Raw genomic sequence first — 17,074 nt, forward strand, 5'->3', positions numbered from 1 at the left:
TGGTCCTTTAAGCATCTAGGAAAATAGCCAACTTCATTCTAAGATGCTATGCAAATATGAGGGAGAAAGAGACAAAAATGAATCGATTGTTCGTCTACGGTACTTTATGTCCAAATCGAGAAAATGCGCATATTCTCGGTGGAATTGGGGGAGACTGGCAGCAAGCCTTTGTGCATGGCACAGTACATATTTTAGATTGGGGACCAGATAAAGGCTTACCTGCAATTGTATTAAACCAAAAAGATACTTTGGTAGCAGGCTACTTATTTAGCACTGAAAAATTACAAGAAAATTGGCAAATGCTGGACGATTTTGAAGGAATGCAATACCAACGGGTACAGACTGAAGTACATTTGAATTCGGGTGAAAAAATACTGGCATGGACCTATGTGATGAAAGCACAAGACTGAAAATCATTTCAGTTTCTGGGCGCTTAAATTTAAGCCCAATTCTGATTACTTTAAACCATCTATACGAAATTTGATTTCGATCAAGTGGAAACCAAACTGGCTTTTGATGGATCAATGTAAAATACGTTCCGCAGCAGTAAAAACGAGTTTATCGATCACAGGGACAAGCTGTCCTTTTTTGACTTCGCGGAGCTCACCGCCACGCTTTGCAGAGTTGCAGGTCGAGTATTGTTTGGCAATTTTTGAAAATCAGCACCAGAATGGATACGTTTTTTCAATTGTTCAGCCATGTCTTTATCTTTGACTAAGATATGTCGAATAATAGTTGTTTGTATGTGGTTGAGAGTGCGCCAATATACTTGAAAAATCATCTAGTTTGCTGATCTACATAATATAAAAATTTTTCTAAGAAAAATGGGCTATTTTTTACGTTATAACATTTCAAATTTAATAATAAATTTTTTTGTAACTTTGAGCATTTAAATCAAAGAAAGAAAATCTTTTGTGAGGGCATTCACATTAATAATTTATGCCATATCTAGACAATAAATGGCAGTCGCTGTTTAATTTTTAACTATTGATTGTGTACGGATTGTAAACGCAATTTAATTCAAGCAAATAAATAGAAGTGAACAGAGCTATGAATAATAAGATGAAAGTTATCTTAAGTATTGTCATTGTGTTTGGTTTGGTGATTGCACTGGTTGTTTATTTTAAACCAACTAACGAAACGTCAGTTTCGGTCAATATGTATCCAACAGATACAACATCGCAAAGTGCTCCAAACGATCAAAATGCCTTCGAAAGTCATCCAACTCAGTTAGCTTCTAATGTTGAACAGGCTGCCACTAGTACTTCGGGTGACAATGAATTGGTTGATACTAAAAGTGATATGAGCATTCAACCGATTGATCCAGAAACCGATGTAGGCAACCAAATTATTGAACCAAATTGATCAACATAATTTGTTAAAACAAGCAAAAAAAAAGGAAAATGTTCATGATTTACAAAAAGATTCTGTTAGCGCTATGCATGGGGTTATCCTTTGGGGCTAGTAATGTACAAGCGCAAATTTCACCGCAGGCTGCAAATGCGCAATTGAGTAATGCTGCTAAACAAAAAATTCAACAGGGTAAAATTGACATCAATGCATTATTACAAAATGCATCGAATGACCTGATTATTGAATATTATAACGATGCCGACCAAAATTTGACTGCGGCACAGTTAAGGAAGTATTTCCAACAACAAAAACAAATGATATCTAATCAATTTGCACAACAAAACTCGGGTGTTCAGTTGTTGCGTGATTACAATGCCTTACCTATTAGTTTTTATCGTATACAAAATCGTAATGCGTTGGTGAATTTATTAAATAATCCAAATGTCAAAGCGGTCTATCCGAACCGTGTATCCAAAGCCACATTGTCACAGAGTTTAAACCAAATTGGTCAACCTGTAGCCAAAAGTAAAGGCTTTACAGGTGCGGGTACAACAGTTGCAGTTTTAGATACAGGTGCAAATTATAGACATCCCGATCTAGGAAGTTGTACTGCACCTGGCACGCCAGCTAGTTGTCGAGTCAGCTATGCACTTGATTTTGCACCAGAAGATAACTCATTGGATGACAATGGTCATGGTTCAAATGTATCTTCAATTGTTGCTGGTGTTGCATCTGAGGCTAAAATCGTTGCTCTTGATGTATTTCGTGGCGCAAGTGCCTATGATAGCGACATTATTTCGGCTTTAAACTGGGTGACGAATCAAGCGGAAACTCTCAATATCAAGTCGGCTAACTTGAGTTTGGGTAATTCAACAAGATATTCATCAACTTGTACTTCTTCATCGTTGACTAATTCATTCCAAAAATTACGTAATGTGGGCGTAATCCCTGTGGTTGCTTCTGGTAATGATGCTTATACCAATGGTATCTCATATCCAGCATGTACAGCTGGTGCAGTCAGTGTTGGCGCTGTTTATGATGCAAATGTTGGAGGACGGGGTTATCAAAATTGCTCAGATCAATCGACCTATATGGATAAAGTGACTTGCTTCAGTAATAGTGCATCAAACTTAACCTTATTAGCACCAGGAGCACCGATTACGGCAGGGGGGTATACCCAAAGTGGTACATCCATGGCAGCTCCACATGTTGCGGGCGCAGTTGCTGTGTTGCTTGCCAATAATGCCTTACCAAATGCTAGCTTAGATGACATTGTAAACCGTTTGAAGAATACAGGAACATTGGTGACCGATCATCGTACGAATCAACGTTTTCCACGTCTGAACTTGAGTGCAGCAGTTGATGGTTTAACATCTTCAACACCAACACCAACACCAACACCAACACCAACACCAACACCAACACCAGCACCAGCACCAGCACCAAAGCAGGTGTGTACTAACTATTTCTTCTTTACAATCTGCCAGTATGTATAAATTGAACGAAGTTAAATAGTTGAATGAGTGGCAACTGATATTTTATAAGTTGCCATTTTTTATAGATTCTGGTGCCAACTTTTACACGTTCTTTAAACTTGCTTTGAATCGATTGCTTATGGCGATACTACTGCAATTGTTCTTTCGGCTAGCCGAGATTAAAGTAGTATACAAGCCTGTGTGTTTTTAGGTTTGGTTATTGACTCACATTCTAAATTTGATTTCGATCAAGTGGAAACCAAACTGACTTTTAATCGGACCATGTAAGACGCGTTCAGCAGCACTGAAAACCAGTTTATCTATAACAGGAACAAGCTGTCCTTTTTTGACTTCGCCTAACTCGCCACCACGTTTTGCTGAATTACAGGTTGAATATTGCTTCGCAATTTTTGAAAAATCAGCACCAGAATGGATACGTTTTTTCAATTGTTCAGCCATGTCTTTATCTTTGACTAAGATATGTCGAACAATAGCAGTTTTCATGCGCTGTTCTCCTTTAAAAAAAACTATGCTTTTTTCAGTTTCAATGGTTGGCATTGTGGGCAAAAAACACTTGCACGCTGTCCCAGTTTTAGGTTCTCTAAGGTCGTCTCACAGTTAACACACATCTCGCCAGCTCGACCATATGCCAAAAGGGTTTGTTGAAAATAACCATTTTCACCCATTGCATTGCTATAGTCACGTAAAGTCGAACCACCTAAATCAATGGCTTGTTGCAAGATTCGTTTGACTTCAATTACCAACTTTTCCACTTGAACTTTGGTTAAGGTTGACGCAGGTTGTGCTGGATGAACGCCGATATTAAATAGGCTTTCAGTCGCATAAATATTGCCTACACCGACCACGATATGATTATCCATTAAAGCAATTTTAATGCCGACATTTTTTTTACTTAGTTTTTCTAAAAGATATGACGAATTAAAATCATCACTTAACGGCTCGGGGCCAAGTGTATCAATTAGCTTAGTTTGATGATTTTGATCAAGCCAAAGTATACAGCCGAAGCGCCGTGGGTCATGATAGCGGAGCTGATAATCTTCAAAATCAATCACCAGATGATCGTGTTTCCTCAGTTCATCACTGGGCTGGCACAGCCGAAAACTTCCAGACATACCCAGATGCCAAAGCATTTGATCATGTTCAAACTCAGCTAAAATATACTTAGAACGACGTGAAAGGTGTATTAGGCGTTGGCCAACCAGCTTATCAATATCATCAGGTACCGCCCAACGTAAACTGGCATTCCAGACTTTCACGGCTTGGACGCGCTGTTCCAATAAAGGTAACAGGCTGGTTTTGGTGGTTTCAACTTCAGGAAGTTCGGGCATAATAAGTTCAAATTGTTTCAACAACAATACAATGAGGGTAAATGTTTAACTTACAATTATGTCGATATTTAATTTTATTTGCCAATATAGATCAGTAACAACTTTGACTGATTTAGCTAAAATTAATGTTTTCAGATAATTATAAAATAAATAGCAGCTTACTTTTAAAAATCATCGTTTCAATTTTTTGAGAAATAAGGAATCTTCATGCCTTTCTGGAAAATTAACCTGTTATACGGTTGTGTCGCAATGAGTATGGGGCTAAACAGTTCCTTACTATGGGCAGCCGAGCCTGATACTCAGCAGCCTTTGCAACTCCCAACGATTAAAGTTGAAGCGACGCGTACAGATACAAGCTATCTACAGACACCCGCTTCGGTATTTCGCGTTGATGCACCTGAGCAAATACAGTCTGCACAGGTTAATCTAACTGAACTTGTGAAAGGAATTCCAAGCTTACAGCTAAATAACCGTGAGAACTATGCGCAAGATTTACAGCTATCAATGCGTGGATTTGGTGCACGTTCTACTTTTGGCGTGCGAGGAATTCGTCTTTATGTCGATGGTATTCCTGCAACGATGCCTGATGGACAGGGACAAACCTCAAATATTGATTTGAGTAGTTTAGATCACCTTGAAGTTTTGACGGGACCATTTTCCTCCCTTTATGGAAACTCCTCTGGTGGGACGATCTTGACAACGACCAAAGAGGGGCGAGGTAAAGATTCAATTGAAATGAGCTATACGGGGGGGAGTCACAATAAAAATCGTGCAGGTTTAGTTCTCCAAGGCGGTTCAGAACATGCCAATGAACCAAGTTACGTGATTAGCTCATCGTATTTTGATACCGATGGCTATCGTGAACATAGTGATGCACGTAAGGTGCTCAACAATGCCAAATTGACATGGGATATTGAAGATGGTTCGAAGATTAATTGGATTACCAATTACGTCAAAATCAATGCAAATGACCCTCAAGGTTTAACGCGTGAACTATGGGATGAAAATCCTAAGCAACAAGTTCCATTTCTTAAGCAATTTGATGTACGTAAAAATATTGAACAAACCCAAACCGGGGTGACATGGTCGAAGCCAATTAACGATCAGCATGAGTTATATATGATGGGGTATTGGGGCAATCGTCAGGTAACACAATATCAATCTATACCCGCTACAGCTCAGGCCAATCCACGTCATGCTGGTGGAGTGATTGATTTCGATCGTAATTATTATGGTGCTGATTTCCGTTGGACTGGAAAAGAGTTGCTCCCAAATACGAGCATTAGTCTTGGTGTGGCACTTGATAGCATGGATGAACAGCGTAAAGGCTATGAAAATTTTGTCTTAATGAGTAATCAACCAAGTTATGGCGTGAAAGGTAATTTACGTCGTAACGAAGACAATAGCTTATGGAATATCGATCCTTATTTACAAGCATCATGGCAGTTTTTACCGTCATGGCGAGTAGATACGGGGCTTCGTTATAGTAATGTACATTACAAATCTAAAGACCATTACATTGCAGGTGTAAATGGTGATGATAGTGGCAAACATAATTATTCTAAGTTTCTTCCGTCCATTGCTTTGAGCTGGCAAGTTGTTCCCGAACTTTTGGCTTATGTCAGTTATGCCAAAGGCTTTGAAACGCCGACTTTCACTGAAATGGCTTATCGCCCAGACGGATCTGGTGGGTTTAATTTTGATCTTGATGCATCGAGCAGTGATACCTATGAACTTGGCTTAAAATCACAAAATCAACTCGGTGATTTTACTTTGGCTGTTTTTCAAACTAAGACCAAAGACGACATTGTCTCCGCAGGCGCAAGCAATGGACGCACGACCTTTCGTAACGCTGATAAGACCTTGCGTGAAGGGATTGAGTTGACATGGAACAAAGCACTTTGGCGTGATTTGGTGGCTAATGCCAGTTATGGTTATTTAGATGCAACTTTTGATTCAACGGTTCCTGCTGTTGGCTCTGTAGCAGAAATTGCCTCAGGAAATCTGATTCCTGGTATTGCGAAGCAACGTGCTTATGCAGCGGTGGCATGGAAACCAAACACTGGTTTTTATGGTGGGCTAGATGCGCAGTATAATGACAAAATCTATGTGAATGATACCAACACTGAAGCAGCGCCAAGTTATACCACTGTTTCAGCCTACACAGGCTATCTCTGGACATTGAATGATTGGAACGTCAATGCGTATGCGCGAGTCGATAATATGTTGGATAAAAATTACGTCGGTTCAGTGATTGTAAATGATGGCAATGGACGCTTCTATGAACCTGCGGATGGGCGCAATTGGGGTGCTGGGATTAAAGTCACTAAACAGTTTTAATCTGTTGACCACCACCAAATATCTGCTAGAAAAGTCGATATTTGGTGGTTACGGGTAAAATAAAATACTACGGTTTTGAAGCTTTGGCTTGTTGTTCTTTGGCTTTTATAATCTGTTCTACTTTTGCCAAAGACTCTTTGGCTTGAGGGATGTCTTGTCTCGCCAGTTCTGTAAAAATCTTTTTCGCCTCTGGTAAGTTTTGTTGAAGAATATCGCCATTCGCCAGCATATTACCTAGTGCCATTAATGATGGTGCATAGCCTTTTTCGGCAAGGGATTGAATCATTTTGATTGCTTGTTGACGCATCGCAGGATTCTTGTTTTTATCACTTTGCGCTAAATCATATAAAGCCCTAATGTGCATAGCAGGATAGTAGTTTTTTTGAATCAATGGTCTGAGTTGGCGAATCGCAATTTGGTCTATTTCTGGTTTGCCTTGGGCAAATAATAGTGTTGCGATTTCCACGATTGCTTCGTCAGAACCTTGTTTTGATGCTCTATCTAAATACTCTTTGAATTTTGGCGTATTCGGTGTAATACCCAATCCACCATGACGATAAAGTTGCGCTAAGGTAAAACTAGCTTTGCCGTAGCCTTTATTTGAAGCATCTTGGTAATATTGCAAAGCTCTTTTTTCATCTTTAGTCGTTCCTTGTCCATTTTGGGTCATGTAGCCAAGATTGTAGATGGCTTGAGCATTGCCTGACTCTGCGAGACGTTGCATTTCTGCAAATGCGCCAGGGTAGTTTTTTGCTTCATAGAGTTGGGTTGCTTTTGCAAAAACATCTGTTTTGGCTGAAGCTTTGCTGTCTGCTGCTAGTGTGGCGTGGCTTGCAACAATCATTAAACTGGCTATAAGCAACTTTTTCATTTTTCTTTCCCTTCGCATCGATCTGCTTTAATCCGTTGTACAGCAGAATATTTCGTTGATGTGCACATCATAAAAGTTTGGTAAAAAATGTAAATGATGATTTTGTATATATCATGCCCGAATAATACCTTTAATTTTTGATTGTTTTTAAATAAAGACTCATTAAAACAACTGGTTATGATTATCTTTTGTAGGGTTGTTGTGGAGGATTTATGGAGAGAAAGTGAATGAGGAAATAAACGCTAACGTTATTCTATATAACGTTGCATCGTGAGTTGTAGCAATTCAATTAGATCAGAATCCATATATTGATAATTATCAGGGATATCTAAAACAAACACTTTCTTATTCATGAGCTGTTTAGAGAATTTCTCTTTAATTTGTTGCTTATGTCGTATTTCCATCACAAAGATTTGATCAGCCCAAAGTATATCTTTGAGCGAAATTGTATGTTTAGCGTGGCGGCTGGTACCAGCTGATCGGGTATGGAGACCATACCCTTGTGCAAAGATGCGTTCAGCAGTTGGACTACGCCATTGATTACGACTACAGATGAATAAAACGTTCAGAGTTATAGTGTCCAATAATTAAAACGAGCTTCAATTAAGTTCTTTATTTTAGAAACTCGAGGATATTCGATTCCAAATTTTTTTGAGCGAGCGAGTTTATCTTGACGGGTACACAAGTACTTCCATTTTTTCTGGGGTTTCCACAAAAGAGAAGTATGCCGACAGTCTCGACCTCTGAAATGAAACTTTTTCTTGCGTCTCCAAGCTCTCGTGCGTTGTTGCAGTAAATCATCCATTATTAAAAAACTCATGAATTAATCGGGTTCAGCAGCCGCGATAACACATGAGTTTTGAATTTTAACTTACAGGCTAGTTTTTAACAACAGATTAGCTCGGTCTCGCCACATCACCACTTAGCGCTTCTGGCAAGTCCAACACTGTCAAATCAAGCTCTTCTAGAGCAGTTGGTTTTGCTACCACAAGTGCGATATAGCCATCTTCAATGGCGACACTATTGACCACTTCTATATCTTTAGTGATTTGAGCCGCAGGAGAGGGAGCTTCACCTTTTCCTTGAATTAAATGTAACCAGTGTTTAGGTTTTGCTTTAAACCAAAGGCGCGCCACGATTTCCTGCCCCAAGTAGCAACCCTTATCAAAATGTACACCGTCACGTTGATGTAGGCGTAATTCTTGTGGTTGAAACACATGTTCTGTTGTCTGAGTAATCCAAGCTTGTCCAGACTGAATGGCCTGTAATTGCCAAGTCTTTACATCGGTTTCTGTCTGAGAGAACTCAGTTTGATGTCCAACAATATTTGGAAAAACTTGACCAATTTCTTCTAATTTCATTTTTGAAAAAGCACCAAACTTTTTGATATGTTTGGAAAACTCTTCTGCTTGATCTTGGGTGGTGACTAGTTCAAAACTTTCTGGATTTAATTTTTTAATCCATAAACCAAAATGAATACGCCCTTTTAAATCACAAATAGCAGTGTATCGATTTTCATTTTCTGGCAAACGTTCAGTGTGAACAGTTACCTGACCCTGTAAAAATTTTTGTGCATCTATACCATTTAAGCTAAAAGCAGTAAAAGCAAGCTGACTCATAGATCGATCCTAAAGCTGCGTTTTGGTCACTAAAATATGGACTATTATTTTGCGCCATTTTTCACAAAAAAGCAGCTTTTGATTGTTGATATTCATGTTGAAATAAAGAGATTGGAAAGATCGCAATGATGATTAAATTGTGATGCTCAATCCATATATAAAAGAATAGTCTCAAGGGAGAATAACAATGCCAGGTACAGTACGATTACATCGCGTATTTAATGCGCCCCCTGAACGTGTTTTTAAAGCCTTCTTAGATCCAGATGCGTTGGTCAAATGGATGGCACCTCATGGATTTACCGCTAAAGTGCATCATTTAGATCCACAAGTTGGCGGTACTTATAAGATGTCGTTTACTAATTTTTCTACAGGGAGCATGCACTCATTTAGTGGAAAGTATATCGAAATTGTTCAAAATGAATTGCTTCGCTATACGGATCAGTTCGATGACCCTCATCTGACAGGTGAGATCCAAATGACCATCCAACTCAAGCCTGTGCTTGTGGGTACAGAGCTGAATATTACCCAAGAGGGACTACCAGATGTGATCCCTGTTGAAGCTTGTTATTTGGGGTGGCAAGAGTCACTTCATTTGTTGGGTTTGTTGATTCAAGCTGAAATCCCAGATCAATAAGCGGTTTAATTTTGAAAAATGGTCTCTATCGCTCATAATAAGACTTTTGAGATTTTTTATGTCTTTTCCAAATTGCCCACAATGCCAATCAGAATATACTTACCAAGATGGCGAACTCCTTATTTGTCCTGAATGTTCACATGAATGGAAAGAAGGTGATAGTCTAGCTTCAGAAGCACAAGAAATTATTAAAGATGCCAACGGTAATGTCTTAGTAGATGGTGATAGTGTTACGGTCATTAAAGATTTAAAAATCAAAGGTTCTTCATCAGTTGTTAAAGTCGGTACAAAGGTTAAATCAATTCGTCTGGTCGCTGATGCGAGTGATGGCCATAATATTGATTGTAAAATTGATGGTGTTGGTGCAATGAAGCTTAAATCTGAGTTTGTTAAAAAGGTTTAATTCCAACCATCTTATCTAGGAGCATGCAAATGCTCCTTTTTTATGTCAAAAGTGAATTTTAAGCTACCAAAATTGAACAAAAAACAATCTATTTAAACCGTTGTGACTGATTTATATTATGGAAGAAATAAAACAATATGAATTCCAATAATAGAGGTTGTTTATGGCTGGATGGTTTGAGGTGAGTCGGGCAAGCGATGGGCAATATCGTTTTGTCTTGAAAGCGGGAAATGGTGAAGTCATTTTAAATAGTGAATTATACAAGACCAAGGCATCGGCATTGAATGGGATTGCATCGGTGCAAAAGAATAGCCCAGATGATGTTCATTATGAGCGATTAATGTCAAAAAATGATAAAGCTTATTTTAATTTAAAGGCTGCAAATCATCAGGTGATTGGAACCAGTCAGCTTTATGCCAGTGAGCAATCTCGTGATAAAGGCATCGATTCAGTCAAAAATAATGGTCCATCAGAAAAACTTAAAGACTTAACGGTTTAAATTTCCCAATAAAGAAGCCGTTTCAATGAAACGGCTTCTTTGATTTCTATGGACTAATATTAGCGTGTCAGTTTAGCCAATAAATCATCTTTACTCAGATTACTTGCTTCTGCATCACGACGGCCTTTGTACTCGAAGATACCTGCATCTAAGCCTTTTTCACCAATCACGATACGATGAGGGATACCCATCAACTCAAGGTCAGAGAATTTAACCCCTGGGCGTTCATTACGATCATCAAGCAGTACATCATAACCTTGTGCTTGTAGCTCTGTATAAAGTGCTTCAGCAGCTTCTACGGTGCGCGGTGATTTATGTGCATTCATTGGAACGATTGCGATGTCAAAAGGTGCAATCGCTTGAGGCCAAATGATGCCTTTGTCATCGTAATTCTGCTCAATGGCAGCAGCAATCACACGTGTAACCCCTATGCCATAACAACCCATGGTGACGGTAAATGGTTTGCCATCTTCACCAAGCACTTTACAGCCTAAAGCTTCTGAATATTTTGTACCGAGTTGGAAGATATGACCGACTTCAATACCGCGTTTGATTTGCAGTGTGCCTTTACCATCTGGAGATGGATCACCCTCTACGACATTACGAAGGTCAAATACTTCAGTGAATTTCGCGTCACGATCCCAGTTCACGCCAGTGGCATGTTTATCCACTTCATTTGCACCAGCAACAAAGTCAGCCAGTATAGATGCAGCACGATCCACAATCACCGTTAAACCTTTTTCAACTAAGCCTTGAGGTCCACAGAAACCTGCGGTTAAACCGTGTTGCTGTAGTTGCTCGTCAGTTGCAAATGTCAAAGGTGCAGCAATAAGTGGATGCTTTTCAGCTTTAATATCATTTAGTTCGTGATCGCCACGTAAGAACAGGGCAACTACAGGTGTATTGCCTTTCTCATCTGCAATCCCTTGTACCAGCAATGCTTTTACCGATTGTTTCGCATCAGCGTTTAAGAATGCACAAACATCTGCAATGGTTTTTTGATCTGGTGTATCGACTAATGCAAAAGCTTGCGTAGCAGGTGCGCGTTCACCAACTAAAACAGCTTCAGCCATTTCTACGTTAGCTGCATAGTCTGACTCAGTTGAGAATGCAATATCGTCTTCACCACTGGCTGCAAGTACATGGAACTCATGAGAGGCTGAGCCACCAATCGAACCAGTATCCGCTTGTACTGGACGGAAGTCCAAACCAAGACGAGTGAAGATGCGACTATAAGTGTCATACATCACGTCATACGTTTCTTGCAAAGATGCTTGATTCGCATGGAAAGAATACGCATCTTTCATGATGAATTCACGTGAACGCATCACACCGAAACGTGGACGAATTTCATCACGAAATTTGGTTTGAATTTGATAAAAATTCAATGGTAGTTGCTTATAACTTTTTAATTCATTCCGCGCTAAGTCGGTGATGACTTCTTCATGCGTAGGGCCTAAAACAAAATCATTGTTATGACGATCTTTGAAACGCAATAATTCTGGGCCGTATTGTTCAAAGCGACCTGATTCTTCCCAAAGTGCGGCAGGTTGCGTCACAGGCATATAAACCTCTAATGCGCCTGAACGGTTCATTTCTTCACGAACAATCGCATCGACTTTCTTTAGTACACGCGTTCCCATGGGCAACCAAGAGTATAAACCAGAAGCTAATTTACGAATCATCCCCGCACGTAACATGAGCTGGTGTGAAATGACTTCAGCATCATTTGGGGTTTCTCTTAACGTTGCAAATAAAAAGCGGCTTGCGCGCATGGAAACTGTCCTAAAGTTAAGTGTTATAAAAAAGCCAAGTAAGAATGGATGAAATAATACACCCACTTTTCAGCCGTTTGGCATTATGACATGAATCATTCAATTTGGCGCAGTATAACCTATTGTAGAAGGCTTAAATATTGAAGAAATATAAAAGTCAGTCTACAGTTTTATCGAGATATAGTACTGCTTAAATAATTTTTCACGTTGATTTTATTCAAGTTTTTTTAGGCGCTGAATGATGTCTGTATATTCAGTTTCGGTTTTTTGATAAGCGTTGCGTAGACTTTCAACCGTTCTTTTGACGTTATCAATATTTTGGGTATTGTTTGTAAGATTGCTTTTGAGTTGTGCTGGAATCGCTTGTCCTTTGCGATGATATTCCATTTCTTGGCGTTTAAATCTGATTTTATCCGTTTGTAATTGTTGTAATTGTTCCTGTTGATAGCTGAGTTGTTTTTTTAGATTTGCTAAAATTTGATCCCTTTTTACGGTTGCAATCTGAACACTGCCATAAGCGCGTTTCAAGCGCAAATCTTGTTCACGTTGACGTGCAAGCGATTCTCGTTGTGAAGATTGTTGCGCATCTGCTAGAGCGTTGAAAGGTCGATTCCGTTTAATGACTTGCATATTTCGATCAAGCGCTTCATAACCGTAACGGATATGGTCAGGAGACACAGAGGTACTGACGTTGGCAATCCCATTTTTATCATAATAGCGGTACCAGACCGCCTTTGCTTGATCGGCTGCTGCGAAAGATGAAGCGTAAGGAGATAACAATAAAAAAAATGAGCAAATGTAAATGCGTGCAATCGTTTTAAAGTGTCTAACGCGGAAACCGCACTTTAACGAATCAGTCATTACATCTCCCGTAAAAAGTCAACTAAATCACTTATTTTTAAATAATAATCAATTGTATATTAGTGGTTATTTATACAATTAAAAATAGTCAGCATGCAAAAAAAATATGAATTTAATTAAAAGTGTGAGCTAATAGCGGTTGTTTGGAAAAACTGATAGATCGGTTCAAAAAACTTCATTGATAATGCAAGTAAAGATATGTTAAAAATATCAAACTGTATAAAATAAATTAAACCAACCATATAGTGTGTATTGAGTGAATGGGGCGGAACAATTAAATGGAAGATAAATTTCAAAACTTAAAGGTGATGGTGATTGACGATTCAAAAACAATTCGTCGTACAGCAGAGACCTTATTGCAACGGGAAGGTTGTGAGGTAATTACTGCGGTTGACGGTTTTGAGGCATTATCAAAAATTGCTGAAGCCAATCCCGATATCGTTTTTGTTGACATTATGATGCCACGTTTAGACGGTTATCAAACCTGTGCATTGATCAAGAATTCATTAAATTATCAAAATATTCCTGTGATTATGCTTTCAAGTAAAGATGGTTTGTTTGATCAGGCGAAAGGGCGTGTTGTGGGGTCTGACGAATATTTGACTAAGCCGTTTAGTAAGGATGAGCTGTTAAGTGCGATCCGTAACCATGTTAGCGCATAAAATTTAAAAATTGAGGACAAAATGGCTCGTATACTTATTGTAGATGATTCACCTACTGAAACATTTCGCTTTAGAGAAATTTTAACGAAGCACGGTTATGATGTATTAGAAGCAACCAATGGTGCGGATGGGGTTACGATGGCACAAGCAGAATTGCCTGACTTGGTGCTTATGGACGTTGTTATGCCAGGGATGAATGGCTTTCAAGCAACACGCCAGATTAGTAAAGCAAAAGAAACACAGCATATTCCTGTTGTGATTGTCAGCACCAAAGATCAAGCAACAGATCGAGTGTGGGGAAAGCGTCAAGGTGCAAGCGATTATTTGACGAAGCCAGTTGATGAACAACAACTTATTGACGTAATCAAAGAATTATTAAGTTAATTGATTGTTGCTCAATATGGTCTTCGCATTACTCCGCTTTTCATGACTCAATATGGGATAGAGTATGGCAGCAAATGGATTTATCGAGTTGCTTCGCTTATCCAAGCGAGGCAATAAACAATATACTTCAAGTCAAAATGAAGTCAGCCGTTGGTCTGGTATCGCATTTGAAATGTTCGGGCAATATTTTGTTGCACCATTGGGGGAAATTTCTGAGGTGATTTATCCTCCGAAATATACGCCGGTACCAAATACTCAAGCATGGGTGCGTGGTCTAGCAAATATCCGCGGACGCTTGCTTTCAGTTTCTGATTTAACTCATTTTATTTCGGGGCAACGAAGTCAATTCTCTCCAATGCAAAAAGTGATTTGTATTAGTCATCAAGACCATTATGTGGGGTTGGTCGTAGATCAGGTCTTGGGAATTCAGCACTTCAATAAAAAGAGTTTTTTCTCTCAAACGGATGAGCTAGACAATAAATTAAAAGACTATTGTCAGGGGTATTTCCACCAACATAATCAGCAATGGCATGTGTTCTTACTGAGTCGATTATTAAAAAATCCGCAGTACATGAATGCATCAATAAAGTTTATAAACTAATTTAATACGCTGTGGAAAATTAACAGGTATTTCGGGGAGAAGCTGGTATGGGCTTTAAACTTAAAAAGAAGAATGGTAGTGATAGTGCGGGATTGAAACGGGGCGGAACTTTTGTAGAAAAAATTCGGACTCAAGTGGATCAGTTTTCTCGTTTATTTGGTGAGACTGAGAAATCAAAACCAATTATCTATCGTTCCTTAATTGCTTTGGTCCTTGCAGTTATCCTCTTAATCTATTTATTCGTGAGTCTGCCGCGTTCTAATCAGTTGACTCGAAGTTTAGGTGAATTACGTTTGTTGTCGCAGATGATTTCGCGTCAAGCAACTGAGGCAACCGCATCAGGCACATCAGAATCAATGAAAAGTTTGGTTGAGTCGGAAAAGCGATTCGCTGAAAATCTTGAAATTGTGGGCAATCGCTATAACACCAATTCGGAAGAATATAAAAAGGTTGATGCGCTTTGGGGGACTGTTGCAAAGCATATTGATTTGATTGTGTCTCAAGAAGAAGTCATTAATCAACTCTATGAAACCAACATTTCAATCAGTGAAACGATTCCTGAGATTCAGGCTGAATATAACCTGATGGTTGACCAAATGGTTCGTGAAAACATGCCAAGTAGTCAGGTAATTATCACTAAAAACCAAGTGTTCATTGCCGAGCGTATTTTACGTTCTATTAACTCCGTGTTAGTGGGTACAGACAACTCAAATGCTTCTGCCAATGACTTTGGTGCAGATATTGATACCTTTGGTATTTACTTAAATGCACAATTAAATGGTAGCTCTGAGCTTGGTGTAGATCGTATTGGTTCATCTGATTTGCGTGAGTCGGTCGATAGCATCAAATCAGACTATGATTCAGTTTTAAGATTAGCTGCAGATACAGTCTTGAAAAATGCCAATCAGATCGTGCATGTACGTCAAGCATCTTCTGAAATTTTCACTCAATCTGATGCACTCCTTTCATCTTTAACGACTTTATCAGATAAAGCTGAAGGTGGTTGGGGCAACGTGCTTGCAGGTATTGCCTTGATTTTGGCTTTAGCTGTCTTGGTTTTCTCTGCATTACAGCTACTTGCTTTGCGTAGTAATACCGATAAAGAACGTGTGACACGCTTACAAGATGAGTATGACCGTAACCAAAATGCGATTTTGCGTTTACTCGATGAAATTGCTGATTTGGCGGACGGCGACTTACGCTCTTATGCGACGGTATCTGAAGACTTTACAGGGGCAATTGCGGACTCGATTAACTTTGCAATCGATCAGTTACGTGACCTCGTTTCTCGAATTACAGACACCTCGCAAGAAGTTGCACGATATACACAGAATACGCAAAATATTACCAACCAATTGGCTGAGGCATCTGAGCATCAAGCACAAGAGATCGCGGGTGCATCAGCGGCGATGAACGAAATGGCATTGTCGATCGACCAAGTATCGGCCAATGCATCTGAATCAGCTGAGGTTGCACACCGTTCTGTAAAAATTGCGACCAATGGTGCACATGTTGTAAACCGTTCGATTCAAGGTATGGATCATATCCGTGAGCAGATTCAGGAAACCTCAAAACGTATTAAACGTTTGGGTGAATCATCTCAGGAGATCGGTAACATCGTCTCGTTGATTAATGATATTGCCGATCAAACCAACATTTTGGCATTGAATGCTGCGATTCAAGCATCGATGGCAGGAGAGGCAGGTCGTGGTTTCGCCGTTGTAGCAGATGAGGTACAACGTCTTGCAGAACGTTCTGCATCAGCAACCAAGCAGATTGAAAGCTTAGTAAAAACCATTCAAACAGATACCAACGAAGCCGTGATTTCAATGGAACAAACGACTTCTGAGGTTGTGCGTGGTGCGAACTTGGCTAAAGATGCAGGGATTGCACTGGATGAGATTCAGACCGTATCTGGTGATTTGGCGAAACTGATTGCGAGCATTTCTGATGCTGCGAAGCTTCAGTCTGCTTCAGCAAGCCATATTGCGACGACGATGAATGTTGTACAGGAAATTACGTCACAAACAACAACAGCAACGTTTGATACAGCGCGTTCAGTTTCTGAATTGGCAAACATGGCTGAATCTTTACGTGAATCGGTAACTGACTTTAAGTTGCCGGATTAAGCCGGATTGGAAAGACAGATGGGGGTGTCTGTCTTTCCATTTTTTTAGAGATGTAGGATATCTCAACAAGGTGATGGCAAAATGGAACGACATCTTGTGTGATAGATACACGTATTTTT

At 39.5% G+C, this 17,074-nt stretch carries 19 protein-coding genes and 1 pseudogene; 11 read left to right on the forward strand and 9 right to left on the reverse strand.

Features of this window, described 5'->3' with window-relative positions; genetic code table 11:
- Positions 1–77 precede the first annotated feature (77 nt).
- Positions 78–410, forward strand: coding sequence for a gamma-glutamylcyclotransferase family protein (locus MMO38_RS00905; protein WP_241322132.1), 333 nt, complete (start codon positions 78–80; stop codon positions 408–410).
- Between the two features lie 45 nt (positions 411–455).
- Here MMO38_RS00905 and MMO38_RS00910 read toward each other — a convergent pair.
- A pseudogene (locus MMO38_RS00910) lies at positions 456–745 on the reverse strand (peptidylprolyl isomerase).
- 317 nt (positions 746–1,062) lie between these two features.
- Between MMO38_RS00910 and MMO38_RS00915 the strand changes: the two are divergent.
- Both MMO38_RS00915 and MMO38_RS00920 read left to right on the forward strand, forming a co-directional pair.
- Positions 1,063–1,365, forward strand: a complete 303-nt coding sequence (locus tag MMO38_RS00915) for a hypothetical protein (RefSeq protein WP_228127766.1) — start codon at positions 1,063–1,065, stop codon at positions 1,363–1,365.
- A 44-nt stretch (positions 1,366–1,409) separates the two neighbouring features.
- A complete protein-coding gene (locus tag MMO38_RS00920; RefSeq protein WP_241322133.1) occupies positions 1,410–2,849 on the forward strand; it encodes a S8 family serine peptidase in 1,440 nt (479 codons plus the stop codon).
- Positions 2,850–3,053: 204 nt separating this feature from the next.
- Here MMO38_RS00920 and MMO38_RS00925 read toward each other — a convergent pair whose 3' ends face one another.
- Together MMO38_RS00925 and mutM are read right to left on the reverse strand one after the other, a co-directional pair.
- On the reverse strand, positions 3,054–3,332 hold the full coding sequence (locus tag MMO38_RS00925) for a peptidylprolyl isomerase (protein ID WP_004669452.1): 279 nt from the start codon (positions 3,330–3,332) through the stop codon (positions 3,054–3,056).
- Positions 3,333–3,355: 23 nt separating this feature from the next.
- The gene (gene mutM, locus MMO38_RS00930) at positions 3,356–4,177 is read right to left on the reverse strand and encodes a bifunctional DNA-formamidopyrimidine glycosylase/DNA-(apurinic or apyrimidinic site) lyase (protein ID WP_241322135.1); all 822 of its coding nucleotides are present in this window, start codon (positions 4,175–4,177) and stop codon (positions 3,356–3,358) included.
- A gap of 207 nt (positions 4,178–4,384) precedes the next feature.
- Here mutM and MMO38_RS00935 point away from each other — a divergent pair, with 207 nt between their 5' ends.
- On the forward strand, positions 4,385–6,517 hold the full coding sequence (locus tag MMO38_RS00935) for a TonB-dependent receptor (RefSeq protein WP_241322136.1): 2,133 nt from the start codon (positions 4,385–4,387) through the stop codon (positions 6,515–6,517).
- A 67-nt stretch (positions 6,518–6,584) separates the two neighbouring features.
- Here MMO38_RS00935 and MMO38_RS00940 read toward each other — a convergent pair whose 3' ends face one another.
- The 4 genes from MMO38_RS00940 to MMO38_RS00955 form a co-directional block, all read right to left on the reverse strand.
- Positions 6,585–7,388 carry a sel1 repeat family protein gene (locus MMO38_RS00940; protein WP_241322138.1) on the reverse strand — a complete coding sequence of 268 codons (804 nt, stop codon included), beginning with the start codon at positions 7,386–7,388 and terminating at the stop codon, positions 6,585–6,587.
- Positions 7,389–7,636: 248 nt separating this feature from the next.
- The gene (locus MMO38_RS00945) at positions 7,637–7,957 is read right to left on the reverse strand and encodes a protein tyrosine phosphatase (protein WP_241322272.1); all 321 of its coding nucleotides are present in this window, start codon (positions 7,955–7,957) and stop codon (positions 7,637–7,639) included.
- A 2-nt stretch (positions 7,958–7,959) separates the two neighbouring features.
- Positions 7,960–8,193, reverse strand: a complete 234-nt coding sequence (locus MMO38_RS00950) for a hypothetical protein (protein WP_241322139.1) — start codon at positions 8,191–8,193, stop codon at positions 7,960–7,962.
- A 91-nt stretch (positions 8,194–8,284) separates the two neighbouring features.
- On the reverse strand, positions 8,285–9,007 hold the full coding sequence (locus tag MMO38_RS00955) for a folate-binding Fe/S cluster repair protein (protein WP_241322140.1): 723 nt from the start codon (positions 9,005–9,007) through the stop codon (positions 8,285–8,287).
- Positions 9,008–9,194: 187 nt separating this feature from the next.
- Between MMO38_RS00955 and MMO38_RS00960 the strand changes: the two genes are divergently transcribed.
- The 3 genes from MMO38_RS00960 (at position 9,195) to MMO38_RS00970 (ending at position 10,543) form a co-directional block, all read left to right on the forward strand.
- Positions 9,195–9,641, forward strand: a complete 447-nt coding sequence (locus MMO38_RS00960; RefSeq protein WP_241322141.1) for an SRPBCC family protein — start codon at positions 9,195–9,197, stop codon at positions 9,639–9,641.
- A gap of 58 nt (positions 9,642–9,699) precedes the next feature.
- The gene (locus tag MMO38_RS00965) at positions 9,700–10,044 is read left to right on the forward strand and encodes a zinc ribbon domain-containing protein YjdM (RefSeq protein ID WP_004669437.1); all 345 of its coding nucleotides are present in this window, start codon (positions 9,700–9,702) and stop codon (positions 10,042–10,044) included.
- A 163-nt stretch (positions 10,045–10,207) separates the two neighbouring features.
- The gene (locus tag MMO38_RS00970) at positions 10,208–10,543 is read left to right on the forward strand and encodes a YegP family protein (protein ID WP_241322142.1); all 336 of its coding nucleotides are present in this window, start codon (positions 10,208–10,210) and stop codon (positions 10,541–10,543) included.
- Positions 10,544–10,602: 59 nt separating this feature from the next.
- On the opposite strand, the gene MMO38_RS00975 is transcribed toward MMO38_RS00970, so the two are convergent.
- Entirely contained in the window at positions 10,603–12,318 is a 1,716-nt protein-coding gene (locus MMO38_RS00975) for a proline--tRNA ligase (protein WP_241322144.1), read from the reverse strand.
- A 213-nt stretch (positions 12,319–12,531) separates the two neighbouring features.
- A complete protein-coding gene (locus MMO38_RS00980; RefSeq protein WP_004669432.1) occupies positions 12,532–13,179 on the reverse strand; it encodes a hypothetical protein in 648 nt (215 codons plus the stop codon).
- Positions 13,180–13,457: 278 nt separating this feature from the next.
- On the opposite strand from MMO38_RS00980, the gene pilG reads away from it, so the two are divergent.
- From pilG to MMO38_RS01000, 4 genes are all read left to right on the forward strand, one after another.
- Positions 13,458–13,841 carry a twitching motility response regulator PilG gene (pilG, locus tag MMO38_RS00985; RefSeq protein WP_004640629.1) on the forward strand — a complete coding sequence of 128 codons (384 nt, stop codon included), beginning with the start codon at positions 13,458–13,460 and terminating at the stop codon, positions 13,839–13,841.
- A 21-nt stretch (positions 13,842–13,862) separates the two neighbouring features.
- On the forward strand, positions 13,863–14,225 hold the full coding sequence (locus MMO38_RS00990; RefSeq protein WP_004669429.1) for a response regulator: 363 nt from the start codon (positions 13,863–13,865) through the stop codon (positions 14,223–14,225).
- A gap of 64 nt (positions 14,226–14,289) precedes the next feature.
- A complete protein-coding gene (locus MMO38_RS00995) occupies positions 14,290–14,826 on the forward strand; it encodes a chemotaxis protein CheW (protein ID WP_004669427.1) in 537 nt (178 codons plus the stop codon).
- 47 nt (positions 14,827–14,873) lie between these two features.
- The gene (locus MMO38_RS01000; RefSeq protein WP_005195414.1) at positions 14,874–16,955 is read left to right on the forward strand and encodes a methyl-accepting chemotaxis protein; all 2,082 of its coding nucleotides are present in this window, start codon (positions 14,874–14,876) and stop codon (positions 16,953–16,955) included.
- The last annotated feature ends 119 nt before the right edge of the window (positions 16,956–17,074 follow it).

Origin of the sequence: Acinetobacter sp. NIPH 1852, assembly GCF_022549455.1 — a bacterium.
GTDB lineage: Bacteria > Pseudomonadota > Gammaproteobacteria > Pseudomonadales > Moraxellaceae > Acinetobacter.